This window comes from Stenotrophomonas sp. 85239_Sma (assembly GCF_056481725.1).
In genome coordinates this window covers 2,879,150-2,897,536 of record NZ_CM151163.1, presented here as the reverse complement: position 1 = coordinate 2,897,536, position 18,387 = coordinate 2,879,150, and the positions used below count along the sequence as shown (strand labels likewise).

15 protein-coding genes are annotated in these 18,387 nt (G+C 65.5%); 13 read left to right on the top strand and 2 right to left on the bottom strand.

The features are described 5' to 3' along the window. Positions 1–47 precede the first annotated feature (47 nt). The 4 genes from mtnA (at position 48) to ACYKG1_RS13600 (ending at position 7,291) form a co-directional block, all read left to right on the top strand. Positions 48–1,112 (top strand): S-methyl-5-thioribose-1-phosphate isomerase, encoded by a 1,065-nt coding sequence (mtnA, locus tag ACYKG1_RS13615; protein ID WP_478470740.1) that lies wholly within the window; start codon positions 48–50, stop codon positions 1,110–1,112. A 260-nt stretch (positions 1,113–1,372) separates the two neighbouring features. Further along, on the top strand, positions 1,373–4,072 hold the full coding sequence (gyrA, locus tag ACYKG1_RS13610; RefSeq protein ID WP_478470739.1) for a DNA gyrase subunit A: 2,700 nt from the start codon (positions 1,373–1,375) through the stop codon (positions 4,070–4,072). 124 nt (positions 4,073–4,196) lie between these two features. Next, a complete protein-coding gene (locus ACYKG1_RS13605) occupies positions 4,197–6,719 on the top strand; it encodes a membrane-bound PQQ-dependent dehydrogenase, glucose/quinate/shikimate family (RefSeq protein ID WP_478470738.1) in 2,523 nt (840 codons plus the stop codon). 23 nt (positions 6,720–6,742) lie between these two features. Beyond that, the gene (locus ACYKG1_RS13600; protein WP_478470737.1) at positions 6,743–7,291 is read left to right on the top strand and encodes a lysozyme inhibitor LprI family protein; all 549 of its coding nucleotides are present in this window, start codon (positions 6,743–6,745) and stop codon (positions 7,289–7,291) included. A gap of 16 nt (positions 7,292–7,307) precedes the next feature. Here ACYKG1_RS13600 and ACYKG1_RS13595 read toward each other — a convergent pair whose 3' ends face one another. Together ACYKG1_RS13595 and ACYKG1_RS13590 are read right to left on the bottom strand one after the other, a co-directional pair. Continuing rightward, complete coding sequence (locus ACYKG1_RS13595; protein ID WP_100473282.1) at positions 7,308–7,700, bottom strand: DUF3037 domain-containing protein; 393 nt, start codon at positions 7,698–7,700, stop codon at positions 7,308–7,310. Continuing rightward, the gene (locus ACYKG1_RS13590; protein ID WP_100473281.1) at positions 7,678–8,454 is read right to left on the bottom strand and encodes a HipA family kinase; all 777 of its coding nucleotides are present in this window, start codon (positions 8,452–8,454) and stop codon (positions 7,678–7,680) included. The genes ACYKG1_RS13595 and ACYKG1_RS13590 overlap by 23 nt, the downstream gene beginning before the upstream one ends. A gap of 621 nt (positions 8,455–9,075) precedes the next feature. On the opposite strand from ACYKG1_RS13590, the gene ACYKG1_RS13585 reads away from it, so the two are divergent. From ACYKG1_RS13585 to ACYKG1_RS13545, 9 genes are all read left to right on the top strand, one after another. Then, positions 9,076–9,405 carry a hypothetical protein gene (locus ACYKG1_RS13585; protein WP_100473280.1) on the top strand — a complete coding sequence of 110 codons (330 nt, stop codon included), beginning with the start codon at positions 9,076–9,078 and terminating at the stop codon, positions 9,403–9,405. 148 nt (positions 9,406–9,553) lie between these two features. Continuing rightward, positions 9,554–12,016, top strand: a complete 2,463-nt coding sequence (locus tag ACYKG1_RS13580) for a S9 family peptidase (protein WP_478470736.1) — start codon at positions 9,554–9,556, stop codon at positions 12,014–12,016. A 282-nt stretch (positions 12,017–12,298) separates the two neighbouring features. Beyond that, complete coding sequence (locus tag ACYKG1_RS13575) at positions 12,299–14,131, top strand: M3 family metallopeptidase (RefSeq protein ID WP_478470735.1); 1,833 nt, start codon at positions 12,299–12,301, stop codon at positions 14,129–14,131. Between the two features lie 129 nt (positions 14,132–14,260). Beyond that, positions 14,261–14,605, top strand: coding sequence for a helix-turn-helix domain-containing protein (locus tag ACYKG1_RS13570; RefSeq protein WP_262083401.1), 345 nt, complete (start codon positions 14,261–14,263; stop codon positions 14,603–14,605). 205 nt (positions 14,606–14,810) lie between these two features. Then, on the top strand, positions 14,811–15,101 hold the full coding sequence (locus tag ACYKG1_RS13565; RefSeq protein ID WP_478470734.1) for a hypothetical protein: 291 nt from the start codon (positions 14,811–14,813) through the stop codon (positions 15,099–15,101). Positions 15,102–15,123: 22 nt separating this feature from the next. Next, positions 15,124–15,426 carry a hypothetical protein gene (locus tag ACYKG1_RS13560; RefSeq protein WP_262083399.1) on the top strand — a complete coding sequence of 101 codons (303 nt, stop codon included), beginning with the start codon at positions 15,124–15,126 and terminating at the stop codon, positions 15,424–15,426. Positions 15,427–15,491: 65 nt separating this feature from the next. After that, on the top strand, positions 15,492–16,736 hold the full coding sequence (locus tag ACYKG1_RS13555) for a hypothetical protein (protein ID WP_478470733.1): 1,245 nt from the start codon (positions 15,492–15,494) through the stop codon (positions 16,734–16,736). Beyond that, complete coding sequence (locus ACYKG1_RS13550) at positions 16,733–17,605, top strand: hypothetical protein (RefSeq protein WP_478470732.1); 873 nt, start codon at positions 16,733–16,735, stop codon at positions 17,603–17,605. The genes ACYKG1_RS13555 and ACYKG1_RS13550 overlap by 4 nt, the downstream gene beginning before the upstream one ends. After that, positions 17,589–18,365, top strand: a complete 777-nt coding sequence (locus ACYKG1_RS13545) for a class I SAM-dependent methyltransferase (RefSeq protein WP_478470731.1) — start codon at positions 17,589–17,591, stop codon at positions 18,363–18,365. The genes ACYKG1_RS13550 and ACYKG1_RS13545 overlap by 17 nt, the downstream gene beginning before the upstream one ends. Positions 18,366–18,387 lie beyond the last annotated feature (22 nt).

Genomic DNA, 18,387 nt, shown 5'->3' with positions numbered 1-18,387 from the left:
GCCCGGGCAGGCTCCAACCCTGCGGGGCCTGGCCCTACAATGGGCCCATGAACACTGCCTCTGACATCGACTACGCCCGTTACGACCACATCCGCCCGATCCTGTGGACCGGCGATGCCCTGCAACTGCTGGACCAGCGCAAGCTGCCGTTCGTGGTCGAGCACGTGGTCTGCCATGACAGCGACGAAGTTGCCAGCGCGATCCACGCGTTGACCGTGCGTGGCGCGCCGGCGATCGGCATTGCCGCCGCCTGGGGAGTCGTGCTGGCCGCGCGCGAGGTGCAGGCCGCCGATGGTGCGCACACGCTACAGCAGCTGGAACCGGCCCTGCAGCGCCTCAACGCATCGCGCCCGACTGCGGTCAACCTGGCCTGGGCGCTGGCACGCATGCGCCGTTGCCTGAGCGCCGCCGGTGCCGACTGGAAGGCTCTGCTGGAGTCGGAAGCGCAGGCCATCGCCGAGGAAGACCTGGCCGCCAACCGCCACATGGGCGCGCTGGGCGCGGGCCTGATCGAGGCCGGCAGCGGCGTGCTGACCCACTGCAATACCGGCTCGCTGGCCACTGCGGGCTTCGGTACCGCGCTGGGCGTGATCCGCGCCGGCATGGCCCAGCACCGCGTCGCCCGCGTGTTCGCCGGCGAGACCCGGCCGTGGCTGCAGGGTGCACGCCTGACCGTGTGGGAGCTGCAGCAGGATGGCATCGATGCCACCCTCATCGCCGATTCGGCCGCCTCGCACCTGATGAAGACCGGCGCCGTGCAGTGGGTGATCGTGGGCGCGGACCGCATCTGCGCCAATGGCGATACCGCCAACAAGATCGGCACCTACCAGCTGGCCATCGCCGCGCGCCACCACGGTGTCAGGTTCATGGTGGTGGCGCCGTCCTCGACCGTGGACATGGAAACCGTCGATGGCAGCCAGATCGAGATCGAGCAGCGTGACCCGGGTGAGCTGTACGGTGTGGGCGGTACCCGTACTGTCGCCGAGGGCATTGCTGCCTGGAACCCGGTGTTCGACGTCACCCCGGGCGAGCTGATCGACGCGATCGTGACCGAGCGGGGGGTCATCCTGAACCCGACCGCCGAGAACATGCGCGCCGCCTTCGGCGGTTGAGGCAGGCTGGGTCGCGGATGCCTGCGGAGCCGAGCACATGCTCGGCCCAGCCGGGAATCCGCCGCAACCCAGCATGGGCCTGGCCCGACTGGCGCGGTATAGCCCCCTAAGTTCCTGATTTGTGCCGGTAAAATCCCCGTAAAGGGAGGCGGGAAACAGCCTGTTGTGGTAGTATTCGCAGGTTGAATCGAGGTTCCGGCACGACCCCCTCCCGCAGAGGGCTGCGCCGGACTGGACCGCTACCAGACAACGGAACCCGAATGGCAGAAACCGCCAAGGAAATCATCCAGGTCAACCTGGAAGACGAGATGCGCAAGAGCTACCTCGATTACGCCATGAGCGTGATCGTGGGCCGTGCGCTGCCGGATGCGCGCGATGGCCTCAAGCCGGTGCATCGCCGCGTGCTGTACGCGATGAACGAGCTCAACGCGCACAGCAACAAGCCCTATTTCAAGTCGGCGCGTATCGTCGGTGACGTCATCGGTAAGTACCACCCGCATGGCGATCAGTCGGTGTACGACACGCTGGTGCGCCTGGCACAGCCGTTCTCGCTGCGCTACATGCTGGTCGACGGCCAGGGCAACTTCGGTTCGATCGACGGCGACTCCGCCGCAGCGATGCGATACACCGAGGCGCGCATGTCGCGCCTGGCGCATGAGCTGATGGCCGACATCGACAAGGAAACCGTCGATTTCCAGCCCAACTACGATGAAAAGGAACTGGAGCCGACGGTCATGCCGACCCGGTTCCCGAACCTGCTGGTCAATGGTTCGGCCGGTATCGCGGTGGGCATGGCGACCAACATCCCGCCGCACAACCTGAGTGAATCGATCAATGCCTGCATCGCGCTGATCGACAACCCGGACATCGATGTCGACGGCCTGATGGAATACATCCCCGGCCCGGACTTCCCGACTGCCGGCATCGTCAATGGCACCGCCGGCATCGTCGCCGGCTACCGCACCGGCCGTGGCCGCGTGCGCATCCGTGCCAAGGCCGATATCGAAGTGGCCGACAACGGCCGCGAATCGATCATCGTCACTGAAATTCCTTACCAGGTGAACAAGGCGCGTCTGATCGAGAAGATCGCCGAGCTGGTCAAGGAAAAGAAGATCGAAGGCATCAGCGAGCTGCGCGATGAGTCCGACAAGGACGGCATGCGCATCTACATCGAGATCAAGCGCGGTGAATCTGCCGAGGTTGTGCTGAACAACCTGTACCAGCAGACGCAGATGGAATCGGTGTTCGGCATCAACATGGTGGCGCTGGTCGATGGCCGCCCGCAGTTGATGAACCTCAAGCAGATGCTCGAGGCCTTCGTCCGCCACCGTCGCGAAGTGGTCACCCGCCGCACCGTGTTTGAGCTGCGCAAGGCGCGCGCCCGTGCGCACGTGCTGGAAGGCCTGACCGTTGCGCTGGCCAACATCGACGAGATGATCGAACTGATCAAGACCTCGCCGAACCCGAACGAAGCCCGCGAGCGCATGCTGGCGCGCGTGTGGGAGCCGGGCCTGGTGGGGGCGATGCTGGGTGCCGCCGGTGCCGAAGCCTCGCGTCCGGAAGACCTGCCCAAGGGCGTGGGCCTGATCGAGGGCGGCTACCAGCTGACCGAGATCCAGGCCACCCAGATCCTGGAGATGCGCCTGCACCGCCTGACCGGGCTGGAGCAGGACCGCCTGACCGACGAGTACAAGCAGCTGCTGGAAGTGATCGCCGGGCTGATCCACATCCTGGAAGATCCCGACCGCCTGCTGCAGGTGATCCGCGAGGAGCTGGTCAACGTCAAGGCCGAGTTCGGCGACGAGCGTCGTACCGAAATCCGCCACAGCGAAGAAGACCTGGACATCCTCGACCTGATCGCCCCGGAAGACGTGGTGGTCACCGTGTCGCATGCCGGTTACGTGAAGCGGCAGCCGGTAAGCGTGTACCGCGCACAGCGCCGCGGTGGCCGTGGCCGCAGTGCGGCGGCGACCAAGGAAGAGGATTTCATCGAACAGCTGTGGCTGGTCAACACGCACGACACGCTGCTGACCTTCACCAGCTCGGGCAAGGTGTTCTGGCTGCCGGTCTACCAGCTGCCCGAAGCCGGTTCCAACGCCCGCGGCCGTCCGATCATCAACTGGATCCCGCTGGAACCCGGCGAACGCGTGCAGGCCGTGCTGCCGGTCCGCGAGTACGCCGATGGCCAGTTCGTGTTCTTCGCCACGAAGAACGGTACGGTCAAGAAGACTCCGTTGGGCGAGTTCGCCTTCCGTCTGGCGCGCGGCAAGATCGCGATCAACCTGGACGAGGGCGATGCCCTGGTCGGCGTCGGCCTGACCGATGGCGAGCGTGACATCCTGCTGTTCGCCTCCAACGGCAAGACCGTGCGCTTCGGTGAAGACAAGGTCCGCTCGATGGGCCGTACCGCCACCGGCGTGCGCGGCATCAAGATGCCGGCCGGCGAGGAAGTGGTCAGCCTGATCGTGGCCGAGAGTGCCGGTGGCATCGAGGATGAGAACGAGGAGGACAACGGTGTCGATGAAGCCGTCGCCACTGGCGATGCGGTGATCGACGGTGCTGATGACGCCAGCGTGCAGTACATCCTCACCGCCACCGAGAACGGCTACGGCAAGCGCACCCCGCTGCCGGACTACCCGCGCAAGGGCCGTGGTACACAGGGCGTGATCGGCATCCAGACCACCGAGCGCAACGGCAAGCTGGTTGCTGCGGTGCTGATGGGTTCCAGCGACGAAGTCCTGCTGATCTCCGATGGTGGCACCCTGGTGCGTACGCGCGGCTCGGAAATCAGCCGCGTCGGCCGCAACACCCAGGGCGTGACCCTGATCCGCCTGTCCAAGGACGAGAAGCTGCAGGCGGTGGAGCGCATGGACGCCTCGATCGACGAGGACGAGGACGAGGTGGCAGCCGCCGCCCCGGCCGAAGCCCCCGCACCAAGCGAGGACGCGCCGCAGGCGTAAGCTCGCGTCGTCTCGCCACCTCAACAACGCCGGCTTCGTGCCGGCGTTGTTGTATCCGGCGCTCACCGCACGCGCACTTCACAGCGACGGTGGGATAACAGGCATGCTGCCCCGGAGATCGACGATGTCCGCCACGCCGCAGTCCGCCGCCCCCGTTGTGTACCGCCATCCCCTGGTGGCCGTGCTGTCGCTGCTGCTGGCCGTGCTTGGCCTGGTCATCGGCGGGCTCGGCGCGTGGCTGCTCAGCCTGGGTGGTTCGGCGTACTACGCCATTGCCGGCCTTGGAATGCTGGCCAGCGGCATCCTGTTGTTCGGCAACCGCCGCAGTGGCGCGCTGCTGTACGCGCTGGTGTTCATCGGAACGCTGCTGTGGACCTGGTGGGAGTCGGGCAGTGACTACTGGCGGTGGGTGCCGCGGCTGGGCCTGGTGACCGCACTGGGCATCGTGCTGGCGCTGTTGGCGCCGACCCTGTGTGATCCCGTTCCCAAACGGCTGTCGCGTGCGGTGGCCGCTATGCTGATGCTGGTATTCGTGGCCGCGTTCGGCCTGGCGTTTGCGCCGCATGGCGAGGTGGATGGGCACCAGCCGTTCCCGGAAGGCGCGGTCAGCGCCGGCCTGGAACCCACCCGTGATACCACCGGCCTGCAGCCGGCCGACCAACCTGCCAACAGTGATTGGCCGGCCTGGGGCCGCAGCAACGCCGCCACCCGTTACTCGCCGCTGCAGCAGATCACCCCGGCCAACGTCGGCACGCTGCAGCTGGCCTGGCAGTTCCGCACCGGTGACCTGCCGAAGAAGCGCTGGGGCGCGGAAACCACGCCGCTGAAGATCGGCGACCGCCTGTACCTGTGCACCGCGCGCAACCGCCTGATCGCGCTGGATGCAGCCAGCGGCAAGGAACTGTGGCGGTTCGATCCGAAGGTGAAGGACGCCTCGATCCCGTACACCGCCGCCTGCCGTGGGGTGAGCTACTACGAGCAGCCCCGCACACCGGTCCTTGCCGATGCAACGCTGGCCGATGCCGCAGCCGATCTGGCCTTGCCCGAACCGTCGCCCAGCGTCACCCGCGGTGCCGCGCCGGGTAGCCGTCCGGCGTGCTGGGCGCGCATCATCGAAGGCACGCTGGACGGGCGCATCATCGCGGTGGATGCGGACAGCGGCCGCCCGTGCGCCAACTTCGGCAACAACGGCCAGGTCGATATCACCCTGGGCATGGGCGAGGTGCCGCCGGGCTATGTGTCGATCACCTCGCCGCCGGCCATCGTGCGCGGGGTGATCGTCACCGGCCACCAGGTGCTGGATGGGCAGCGCCGCGATGCGCCGTCGGGCGTGATCCAGGCCTACGACGCGATCACTGGAAAGCTGCGCTGGGCGTGGGACATGGACCAGCCCGAGCGTAGCGGCCTGCCGCCCCGCGAGCAGACGTATACGCGCGGCACCCCCAACATGTGGACCACGGCCACCGGTGATGAGGCGTTGGGCCTGGTCTACCTGCCGCTGGGTAATTCCGCGGGTGACTACTGGAGTGGCTCACGCACGGAAAACCAGAACCGCTACTCGACCTCGCTGGTGGCGATCGACGTAGCCACTGGCAAGCCGGCCTGGCACTTCCAGGCCGTGCGCAAGGATGTGTGGGATTACGACCTGGGTTCGCAGGCCAGCCTGATCGACTACCCGACGGCGGCGGGCAGGGTACCGGCGATCCTGCTGCCGACCAAGCAGGGCGACCTCTACATCCTCGACCGCCGCAATGGCCAGCTGCTGACAGCTGCCGAAGAGCGCAAGGTACCGGTGGGTGGCGTCGAACCCGAGCAGCGTTCACCCACCCAGCTGTTCTCGCTGTACCACACGCTGCGTCGCGAGCATGACCTGACCGAGCGTGACATGTGGGGCATCACCCCGATCGACCAGCTGGTCTGCCGCATCCAGTTCCGCAAGGCCTATTACGAAGGCTTCTACACGCCGCCGAGCAGTGACCGCCATTCCATCGAGTACCCCGGTTACAACGGTGGCTCGGACTGGGGCAGCGTGTCGATCGATACACGCCGCGGCGTGATCGTGGCCAACTACAACGACATGCCGAACTACATCCGGCTGGTCCCACGCGCGGAGGCCGACCGGCTGGGCTGGTTGCCGCGCGAGAAGATCCGGTTCGACAAGGGCGGTGCCGAGGGCGCGGGCGACCCGCAGGTGGGCACGCCGTATGCCATCGATGTCAATGCCGGCTGGCGGTTGCCGTTCACCGGCCTGCTGTGCAAGCAGCCGCCCTATGGCGGCATCCGTGCCATCGACCTGCGCAACGGCAAGCTGCTATGGGATCGCCCATTCGGCAGTGCACGCGGCAATGGGCCGTTCGGCATCCGTTCCGGCCTGCCGATCGAGATCGGCACACCGAACAATGGCGGCTCGGTGATCACTGCCAGTGGCCTGGTGTTCATCGCCGCGGCCACCGATGACCTGCTGCGCGCCATCGATCTGAAGACCGGCAAGGAGCTGTGGCACACCCGGCTGCCGGCCGGTGGCCAGGCCACTCCGATGATCTACGAACAGGGCGGGCGCCAGTACGTGGTGATCATGGCCGGCGGCCACCATTTCATGGAAACCCCGAACGGCGATTACGTGATGGCCTTCGCCCTGCCGAAATAGTGGCTGCTCGCCTGAACACGGCCATGGGGCTGGGACCGCTGTCGCTGATCGCGGGCGATGCGCGCTATCTGAGCCCCGCCCATGCGCCCTGCATGGCGGCCGCGGGCAACGCGCTGGACGCCCAGCGTGGTTGTTCCGACGCTGAATTCAAGGTGCACGACGATGCGCTCAACGCCGCCTATAGTGCGGCGCGCTCCACGCTGACGGCCAGCGACCAGAGGGTGCTGCGCGATCTGCAGCGGCAATGGCTGCGCCAGCGCGACAACCGATGTCCGGAAGGTGGCACGGCCGTTGCCCAGCTGGATGCACAGCAGTGCCGCACGCTGGTCTCGCCTGCATTGCTGCAGCAGGCCATCACGGCGCAGAACCACAAGGGCTGGTATGGATTCGGCTTCGTGGTGCAGGGCGAGGGCAGGGAACACCAGTATGGCCACGAAGGCGGTGCGCCCGGCTCCAACAGCGCCATCGTGGTGCTGCCCGCACAGGGCTATGTGATCGTTGGGCTGGCCAATGTCGATCCGGATGCGATCGGCAACGTGGTCAACTACATCGCGCGTAGAGTGCCACTGTGACCGCGGCAGGTGCCGGTCATTCCGGCACCCGCACCATCTTCGTCATCAAGTGTTCCACCACACCCGCCGGATCGGCCGTGCGGCCCACATGCGTGCTCGACATCTGCACGATCGAACTGCGCTTGGCGGTGAGGAAGTGGAACCGTGCGCGTGCGGGCAGCTGCGCGATCGGCCCAGCGCCAGCATCGCCGCGGCAGATCGCCACGATCGCATCCAGCCACGGCTGCAATGCCCCCTGGTCAAGCGCCGGGGCAAACGCGTGCAGGCGCGCAGGATCGATCTCGATGGCCGCCTCCAGATGACGCGCTCCAGGACAGGAGACGATCACCCCGACGTTGATGAATTCCTCCCGTTCCACCCGCGGTACCACGCGGATGACCGCGTAGTCATACGTGTGCAGCGTGGGCACGGAGGGCCTCCTGCACGAACACCGCACGCACTTCCAGGCGATGCTTGAGATAGTCGATGTAGCCTTGGCGGTAGGCCTGCGGGCTGTCGAATGCCGGCTCGTTGACCAGCCAGCTGTCCGGCACCAGGCCGACGATGCGCTCGATCTCGGCATCGGTGAGGCGCGCGGCCAGCTCGGCATCCACTTCGGCGATGCGGTTGGCGAACGACAGAAGCACGTGGTCGCGGATCAGTACGAAGGGCTTTTCGCAGGCGTCGCCGGCATTGGCCCAGTCGTGATGGAAGTACATGGCCGCACCGTGGTCGATCAGGTACAGCTTGCGGTGCCACACCATCAGGTTGGGGTTGCGGGTGGTGCGGTCGACATTGCTGGTGAACGCATCGAACCAGACGATGCGCGAGGCCAGCTCGGCATCCACCGGCATCGCCGCCGGGTCGTAATTGATCGCGCCGGGCAGGTAGTCCAGGCCCAGGTTCAGGCCCTCGCTGGCGCGGATCAGCTCCTGGATCTCCGGGTCGGGCTCGGTGCGGGCGAACTCGCGGTCCAGTTCCACGAACAGGATTTCCGGAATCGGCAGGCCCAGCGTGCGCGCCATCTCACCGGCGACCAGCTCGGCGATCAGCGCCTTCGGGCCTTGCCCGGCGCCACGGAACTTCAGCACGGCCATGCCGTCGTCGTCGGTCTCGACCACAGCCGGCAGGGAGCCCCCCTCCCGTAAGGGGGTGATGTAGCGGAGGGCGTGTACGGTGCGCATGGCGCATTCTAGCGTGGTGCTGGGGGGCGCGCCCGGCAACGCCGCGGCGGTGCACTGGTTGACCCCGGCGATTGTCTGGCCGTCCTGCACGGGCCGCTGCGGTGGGCGAGGGCGCGCGCAGCGAGGACGGCTTCTCCTGCGCGCTCTTCACCACGAAGATGTCCTGCGCCGCGCCCGCACCCTCTGTCTGGTGGCTGAGCCGGATGAAGCGAAGGTCAAGTGCACCTGATCCATGCGAAATCGACAGGAAAGACGAATTGGGGCTTGGTCTTCACTTCGCCCTTCCGTTGCCGGTGGCAGCATCGCCTTCAATGGAGCATTCCACCCGCGTGTAACCTTCAACGGGAGGCTGTCATGCCGCTAGAGCGCAGCTGTCACGCATCATCCTGCACGCCATGCACCGCGTGGAGTTGAGCCTGGCCTGATACGGTCATAATGCCGGCAGGGATGGCCGCCCAACGCACGACCTGCCTCACCCATCATGGCGGAGCCGGCATGGATTGCCGGCGCTGCGATTCCGCTGGATACCTGCTTTCAATGCGCCCCTTGCGATGCCGCCGATGACTGCCGCGCGGAAGGTGCCTTGTCCACGATGATCCTGCAGGCTTTGGAGGTGTACCGATGAGCGACGAACTCACTCCCATGCTGCCGCCCCTGGACGATGCCAAGGTCGAGGAAATGATCGGCAAGGTGGTGCTGGTCGGCGTAACGCGCTATGGCGGTGACGGCCAGGTGCAGGGACTCGAGCAGTACGCCGGCACGGTGCTGCGCATCAGTGCCGTTGAGGGCGTGGTGCTGGCCGACGAGAATGATGGCCACGAGCGCTACCTGCCGCCGATGCTCGATCAGTACCTGCCGGCCGAGCCCGGTGAGTACCGCATGCGCAACAGCGGCATGATCGTGGTCGACCCGGACTATCTGGCCACCTGGGACCTGCACGCCCGGCAGTAGTGCCAGGCCATGCCTGGCGATGGCCGCCCGCACTCCACTTTGCCCCATCCGGCCACTAGCCCTTCCGGCCCATTCTCCTCACCCCCTGCGGTGCTAGATTCGGGGCCATGCCCGAGTCCGGGCATCCATTCACACCCAGGGGATAAGGATGCTGATCCGTCGAACCTCTCTGGCGGCGGCTGTTGCCGTTGCCACCGTCGGCCTGCTGGCCGCCGGCCCGGCCTTCGCTGATTACGCGAAGCCGCCGGAACACCTGCTCAAGGTGCTGAAGGCACCGCCGCCGCCGGTACCGAACGTGGCGCCGGGTGGCCAACGCCTGCTGCTGACTACCGCGCAGACCTATCCGTCGATCAGCCGCGTCGCCCAGCCGTACCTGAAACTGGCCGGCGTGCGCCTGGAGCCGAAGAACCGCAGTCGCCATGACACTCCCGGCGGCTACGGCATTCCGGCCTGCGTGGCCGACTTCACCCTGGTCGACATCGGCAGCGGCAAGGAAACCAAGGTGGACCTGCCGCAGGGCTGCGCGACCGGGGCGCTGTGGTCGGCCGATGGCAGTCACTTCGCCTTCCAGAACGCGGTCGATACGAGCGTGCAGCTGTGGGTGGGCAATGCTGCCACCGGCCAGGTGAAGCAGGTGCCGAACGTGCAGCTGAACCCGATCTTCGGCAACACCGTGCAGTGGCTGGGTGGAAGCCAGAACCTGCTGGTGAAGCTGGTACCGGCCAATCAGGGCCCGGCGCCGTCCAATGGGGGCGTGCCGACCGGTCCGGACGCGCAGGAGTCGCTGGGCAGCAGTGGCGAAAGCAGCACCTATGAGGCCCGCGATACGCTGACCAGCGTGCATGACGAAAAGCTGTTCGCCTACTATGGTGCCTCGCAGCTGGCTGTGGTCGACACTGCCGCGGGCAGCGTGCGCCCGGTGGGGCAGCCGGCGCTGTTCAACGAGGTCAGCGCAGCGCCCGATGGCGTGCATGTGCTGACCGAGTCGATCAAGGCACCGTACTCGCATGCGGTGACCTACCAGCGCTTCGCCAATGATGTGGCGGTGCTGGACATCAGCAATGGCCGCAGCACGCCGATCGCCAGCCTGCCGCTGGCCGACCGCGTGCCGGTGCACGGCGTACCGGAAGGCCCGCGCGGTTTCGACTGGCGTGCCACCGATCCGGCCACCCTGGTCTATGCCGAAGCGCTGGACAAGGGCGACTGGAAGGTCAACGTGCCCCATCGCGATCGCGTGCTGATGCTGAAGGCCCCGTTCACCGGCAAGCCGACCGAAATCACCCGTACCGTGCAGCGTTTTGAAGGCTTCGCGTGGACCGCCGATCCGGCCGTGGCCTTCCAGTACGAGAACGACGAGAACCGCCACTGGATGCAGACCCGCATCGTCGACGTGGACCAGCCGAAGAAGGAAGGCCGCCTGCTGTGGGACATGTCCAGCGATGAGCTGTACGGCAACCCCGGCAACCTGGTCTTTACCCGCCTGGCGAATGGCGCGCAGGTCGTGCGCCAGGACGGCAACCACGTGTTCCTCAGCGGCCGTGGTGCCTCGCCGCAGGGCGACCGTCCGTTCCTTGATCGCTTGGACCTGGGCACGCTGAAGAGCGAGCGCCTGTTCCGCAGCAGTGCTGATGCCTACGAACAGTTCCTCGGTTTCAGCAGCACGCCGGGCCGCTACCTGACCTGGCACCAGTCGGTGATCGATCCGCCGAACGCCTTCATCCGCCAGCAGGGTGAGGCGGTGGCCGATGCGAAGGCCGGCGAGGCGGAGTTCGCTTCCATCGCGACCGCGCTGACCAGGTTGGCCGACCCGACCCCGGAGGTACGCCAGATCAAGAAGCAGCTGGTGACCTACAAGCGTGCCGACGGCGTGGACCTGTCGTTCACCCTGTACACGCCGCCGGGCTACAAGGAAGGGCAGCGCGTGCCGGCGATCCTGTACGCGTACCCGGCCGACTTCGCCAACGCCGCGCAGGCCGGCCAGGTGTCCGGCTCGCAGCAGACCTTCACCCGCCTGCAGCCGTACCGTCTGATGCTGCTGGCCGGCTACGCGATCATCGACAACGCTTCGTTCCCGATCGTGGGCGACCCGAAGAACGCCTACGACACCTACCTGGAGCAGCTGGAAGCCGACGCCAAGGCGGCGGTGGACAAGGCCGTGGACATGGGCGTGGTCGACCGCAACCGCATCGGCGTGACCGGCCACAGCCACGGCGGCCTGATGACCGCCAACCTGATCGCGCACACCAACCTGTTCAAGGCTGGCGTAGCTACCAGCGGTTCCTACAACAAGACCTTCACTCCGTTCGGCTTCCAGAACGAGCGTCGCTCGGTGTGGCAGGCGCAGGATGTGTACCTGAAGGCCTCGCCGTTCTTCTATGCCGACAAGATCAAGCTGCCGCTGCTGCTGGTCCACGGCGAGGATGACGCCAACCCGGGCACCGAGCCGTTCCAGTCGCGAAAGTTGTACCAGGCGATCCGCGGCAATGGCGGTACCACCCGCCTGGTGATGCTGCCGAACGAACCGCACTGGTACACCGCGCTGGAATCGAACGAGCAGCTGGTGTCGGAAATGCTGAACTGGTTCGACACCTACGTGAAGAACGCCAGGTGACGAACGGCAAGGCCGCCTCTGGGCGGCCTTGCTGCATCGGAAGAGGGGAACCGTGCGCGACGAATTCGTCGCGCATTGACAGAGAGGCAGCATCCAGGAACGGCATGCGGAATGGGCAGCGATGGATCGTCATGAACGGCCGCGCGCAGAGGGCGCTGGTGATGCTCCTGTCGCTGGCAGGTTGCCTGTTCCGCCCGGCCTGCATTGCGTGGCGGTCCATGATGCGGCAGCGGCGGGGCCGGGGCTGCTAAGCTGCGCACGGGAACTGTCCAGGAGACATCGATGCATCGCAACGGGATGCGCGCCATCACTTTCATCATCGCCACGCTGCTGGCCGGGATGACACACGGAGTGGACGCGCAGGCCCTGCGGGCGGATGACCGCAGCTACTTTGGCAGCGCCACCGCTGAACGTGCGGCATGGCAGAACCTCGAGCGCAGGACCGATGCCCTCAAGGCCCTGCATGCGCCAGCAGAAGCGCGTTTCCAGCAGGCCGAGCATCTGTATGGCGAGTGTCTCCGGCACCATGGTTACCTGCATCTGCAGGCAGCGCGCAATGCCGATGATGCGCGGCTGGCCAACACCCAGGGCGAAGTGGCCAGCCTGTGTGGACGTATCGCGGCGATTGCCAAGCAGGCATTGCGTGATGCCCCTGCGCACGCTGCCTGGATCGCGCCGCATGCCGACCTGCGTGAACGGGCGTTGCGGGAGGACGTGCAACCGGCCAATGCAGCGCTGGTTGATGCGGTCGACGCGCTGGCCGACCCAGCGCTGGACAGCTTCGGGCGCCTGCACCGGCAGCTGCTGCAATCGGCGTCCTTTGCGCGCTTCGAGCATGAAGGCCGGACGCTCGACAGCCGGACCGACGCGCGTACCCTTTCCCGCCTGCCGGACCGTCCGCTGCGCGAGGCGGCATGGCGTGCCTACTGGCAGGGGATGGCGTCGCGGCGCGGCGAAATGGCAACGGTGCTGCTGGGTCTGGTGCGCCTCAATGAGCGTGCATCGGAACTGCAAGGTGATGGAACTGCACCTGGCCGCAGTTACCGGCACATGGGCCTGGACCAGGCCGCCGTCGACGCGACACTGGCGGCGGTAGCGCGCCACGCGCCGCTGCGGCGGAACTATCAGCAGATGCAGTTGGCCCATCTTGAGCGCATGGGCCTGGCCTCTCCACAGATCTGGGACATGGACCTGCCTGATGCCGGCTATATCCCTCCGCCGCTTGACCTGACGCAGTTGCGGGATGCTGCGGCTGCATCAATGCAGGTGCTGGGGCCGGATTACGTGACAGGACTGCGAGCGTTGCTTGATCCTTCAGGCGGGCGCATGGATCTGGGCGGATCGGCAGGGCGGCGCGCGATGGATGCGTTTTCGATCAGTGCCCCGGGGATGCCTTCGCTGCTGTTCGTTGGCCATCGCCAGGGAGACCTCGAAGGGGACGTCCAGATCGCCCACGAAGCCGGTCATGCCATGCACGGCCAGTGGATGCAGCGCGGCGGCGCATCATCATTCCAGCGCAACGGCAACAAGTGGTTGACCGAGTCGTTTGCCATCTACAACGAACTGAAGTTCCGCGATCAGCTCTATCGGCAGGCGAGTGATCCACGGGCCAGGGCGTATTACCTGAAATCGTTGCTCGATGACATCATCCTGCAGCTGTTCATTTCCTCGGAAGAGGCCGATCTGGAACAGTCCATCTACCGGGAAGTGGTGGCCGATGGGGTCGGCAATGCGGATGCGCTTGACGCCCTGACGATGAAGGTTCTGGGCCGGTATGGGGGGGCATGGGAGCAACGTCCCGAGCTGCGCAATACCTGGATATCGAAACGGCTCATGTACGAAGATCCGCTCTATCTGGCCAATTATCTGTATGCCGGACTGATCGCGGTGCAGCTCTTTGTACAGGACCAGCAGGATCCGGAGGGCTTCAGGCAGCGCTACCTGGCGGTCCTGGGTGAGGGGTTCGACCGCGCACCGCAACAGCAGGTCGAGCAGTTGCTGAATGCGAAGCCCGACTGGCCACGCCTGGTCGAGGCGGACCTGGGTGTTTTCCAGCAGTATCTTGCGCAACTGCAGGAACTCCACGCGGAAATCGAGCGCCAGCGCAGTCGCTGAACAGGCGGCGCACAGATGGATTCACGGGAGGCGACGCAACTGCGTTGACTCGCTCCGGATCATGTCTGACACTCGGCGTTCCTGCCCGTCCCTGGACTACATGGGCAGATCAGGGAGCTTGGCCAGCCGATGGATGTCAGCACGATCTCTTCACGAATCAAGTTGGCCCGTACCAACTGCGGTTTGTCGCAGACCGACATGGCACGCCGCCTGGGCGTGAACCGCGCCACCGTCGCGCATTGGGAGCGCGAGGAGGGATTCACGCCGACGCTCGATCACCTGCATAAGATGAGCGATGCCCTTGGCGTCACGCTGGCCTGGCTGGCCCAGGGCGAAACCCCTTCCGCCGAGCCCGTGGTGCGCGGCTCCAGGGCAAGGCTGGAAGAGAAGATGATCGAGCTCTCCAAGCACCTGCCGGTATCGTTTCTTGCCAGCGTTGTCGCGCTGATGGAAAACGCAGAAACCTATCTTTGATCCTGCACCGGCAGCCTCGTGCTGCCAGGCGGTCACGCCCATCGGTGAGCCCGCAATTTCCTCGGTGCTGTGCAGCGCACAGCAGAGTGTTTGCTCCCCTTCTCCGACACTGGCATTAATCGATCGCGGTCCGACGTTCGTGCACGACGGACGGAGCGCGACTCGTAGTTGCCTGAAAGTCCATCATTCTGGAGAAAGGTTAGTTATGAGCAATCGCATCAAAACCACCGCACTTTCCTCGCTCACCCTGATCATTGCCGGCGCTGCCGGCACCGCAGGTGCTGCGGCACTCCCGGCACCGGCGGAGCAGGGACTGCAGTCGGCCACCTCGATCAATGCCGACCTGGACGCGCTGCGCATGTCCGAGTTCGTCGAACTGCAGGCCATCGCGCTCGCCGGGGGCCATCACTCCGATTCCATCGGTTCCCACCACCATCACGATGCCGTGCCCGAGGAGCAGGCCCAGGGCCTTTCCGACGCACGTTTCGACGTCTGAGTCAGTCAAACGGAGCAACATCATGAAGGACAACCGCAACATGCCCAAGGCGCTGTCGGCCCTGACGCTGCTGGTGATCGGAAGCGCTTCAGCCGGTGCCGTGATGGCAAGCGAGGCTCCGGTGGCATCCAGTGTCCTGGACCAGGCCACGGCCATCGTGAGCCTGGATGACCTGGCCATGGCCGAGTTCCAGGCCAACGCGCGTGCCAACAACCTGGAAGCGCTGGCCACCGGCCACCACGACGATTCGATTGGTTCGCACCATCATCACGATATCGTCAAGGAGCCGGAGTTGAACGTGGAAGCCACGCGCTTCAACGTCTGACCTGGCGGCCTGCGGGGGGCCGTGTCCCCCGCAACTCTTTGATGCGGGATGCAGGGAGAGCAACGATGAATGCGCAGCTGAAACCGTTGGAAGCCGATGTGGCACGCCCGGCGTGCTTGATGGAGATCACCCGCACAAGTGCCCAGATGGATGCCGTGATGGAAGGCATCATGTGGGCCCGCCTGCGACGCATGCGGACGCGCCTGCAGGAAGCACTGGGGAATGCCGAGCATGGCGTCATCGCTCGCTCGATCCATGCAATCTATGAAACGCTGCCGGCCGACCGCCAGGCGCGTGTGCTGCTGAGCTCCGAGTTCTGCGAGAACTACATGGCGCTTGACGCCGCTCGCAAGCAACGGCCGGAAGCCGGCGCCGACGCAATGGCATGGGATGCCGAAACCGCACGCAATCTGTCTGCCATCCACGATCTGGTACAGAGGGAAAAGGCGTTGCTGGACCTGGCCACAGGCACCCCCTCGCGCTACCTGCTTGAGAGCCGCGACTGGGTGGTCGACAGCCCGGTGGGTGATCAGTTCGCCCGCAAGGACGAGCAGGGGCGCTGGATCCTGGATGCGCCTCCGATGCTGGGTGATTGCGTTGCCGTCGACCTGCACAGCAAGGTCGCCAGGCACCATGAACCGCGTTCCGGCGTGCTCAGCCAGCCGTGCCTTGCGTTGGATGAGGCGGAACAGACGGCCGTGCTCGACAAGCTGTCGCGCGCGCTGGCAGGCATTGATCGCGCCGAACCGCTGTATGGCCTGGTGATCCGCAACTTCGTCCGCCGCATCGTTGTCCGGAAATCCGAGGAATCAATACCCGATGTCGCGCGCCGTTTCGGGTCGGAGCATGTACCGCGCCAGCCCGGTTCCCTGCGCCTGCTCAATATCCACCACCCCGAGCTGAGCGTGGAGGCCTGCATGGAGAGCATCATGCACGAGAGCACCCATAATTTCCTTGCAGCGTGGGAGTTGGCCAATGGCTTCTTTGTCGCCAACGACTATCAGCACCGGGTGGTGTCGCCGTGGTCGGGCAATCCGATCCCCAACTCCTCGTACATCCACGCGGTCTTCGTGTACTACATCTGCCATCGGTTGCTGAAGAGCCATCTTGCGGTGGCCGACAACATCGATGCCGCTGCCCGTGCGCACGTGCACCGTCGCCTTGCGGTGTGTGCTGCCGGATTCCTCATCGAGCAGGATCTCAGCAGCCGGCTGATGAGTACCCAGCCACTGAATGCCGACATCGGGACGATGATGGACGAGATGCAGGCGGACATGAAGCGGGAATATGGCTATGGGAGGCAGCAATGAAGGCCAGGACCATCGTGTTGTACACCGATCACGCTGATCCGGTCGCGCGCCGGGCGGCGCGGTCCGGGGCCGATTTGCTGCACCTTGATGACCTGTTGCCACGGGTGCGTGCCGGCAGCTGGCCTGCAGTTCTGGATTTCGAGCCCAGCGCGGAAATGCGCGAGCGGTTCATCGGTGCTAGGGTGGTCAACCGGGTGTTCTCGCTGGCCAACACCCACATGGACGGATTCCTGAGGGACAGCGGAATCGACGCTCGCTGGCTGCACATCCGGCTGCAGTCCTTGCTCGATTCCGCGGCCAGCGTCTGCCACGACACCGGCGTGCGTGGCGTCTCGCGCACACTGATGCCGCTGAACGTACAGTGGTTCGAGCTCAAGCGGGTACTTGCCGATATCCAGACGCCCGACTTCGTCTATTCGATCGGTTATGAGGCGCCGGACCTGCGCGGTCTGGTTGATCCTCTGCAGAAGTCGGTATGGTCGCTGTTCGACTGGAAGCAGGAGCGCAACCTGCTGCCGGAAGAGAAACGGCGTCACCAGTTCTTCGTTTCGCGGCCACAAGGTGTACCGCTGGTGGCGTACTTCTGCGGTGAATCGGCGCATGGCGTCCACTTCCCCAGGGGCGAAACGGTGCCGTTCGATCTCGAGCGGGTGCGCGCCATCAACCAGGCCGCGCGTCGTGCCTTCCGTTCTGAAACCGGAGAGCTGCTGCTCTTCGCCGAGGGCGGGCAGCTGCGCTTCCACGCATTCTCGCCCTATCTGCTTTCAGTGGCGGAGGAACCCGCAATGGTGGACATGCTGGACAAATGGTTGGCCGCTGATGATTCCAGCTGTGGGAGCAACGATGCCCGACATGCACTCGTACATTGAGCGCCTGGCCGAGATCCGCGAGCGCATGGGCTGGCTGTACGGCAGCGAGGATCTCTGCGTGCTGCTGTACAGCCTGGTCAAGCGTGCACGTCCACAGAGAGTGGTCGAACTTGGTACGGGGTTCGGCGTATCCACTGCCTGGATCGCCGCAGCACTGAAAGAGAACCAGACCGGTGCCCTGCACAGCTATGACAATGGATCACACTTTGCCAGCGATCCCGCACGGCGTTTCCTGGCCGAGCTGCAGGGGCCGTTGCGCACGATCGTCGAACCGGGGCAGGACTATCCTTCGTTCCTGCACGCGCTGCTGACCTGGGCGGGCGTGGCCGACTTCGCCCACGTGCACGTCGAGGACATCGACTTCGCCGCCATCGCGGCTACTCCCGCTCTGCACGGCGGCATCGACATGCTGTTCTCGGACTTCAATCATTCGCCGGACAGCATCCAGGCCCTTCTGGGCCACTTCCTGCCCCGCCTGTCACCCACCGCATCGGTATTCATCGACAGCGCCTCGACCCAGCGCCTGAGTTACCTGACGCTGGAGCGGATCGTCGACGATCTCAACGGCAACAAGATCCCGTTGGGGCTGGCGCGCTGCTGGGCGCCGCAGGAGACCGCTGCGGCGATTGATCGGGTGCAGCGCTCGCGGTTCCGCCTGATGCACCTCATCGAGGCGCGGGCACGTGCGCAGAACAGCACTGCGTGGTTGAGCATCGAGCCGGTGGATGTCGTTCCGACCGCCGCCGAGTTCTTCCATTGAGGCGCCGAGGATGATGATGCTG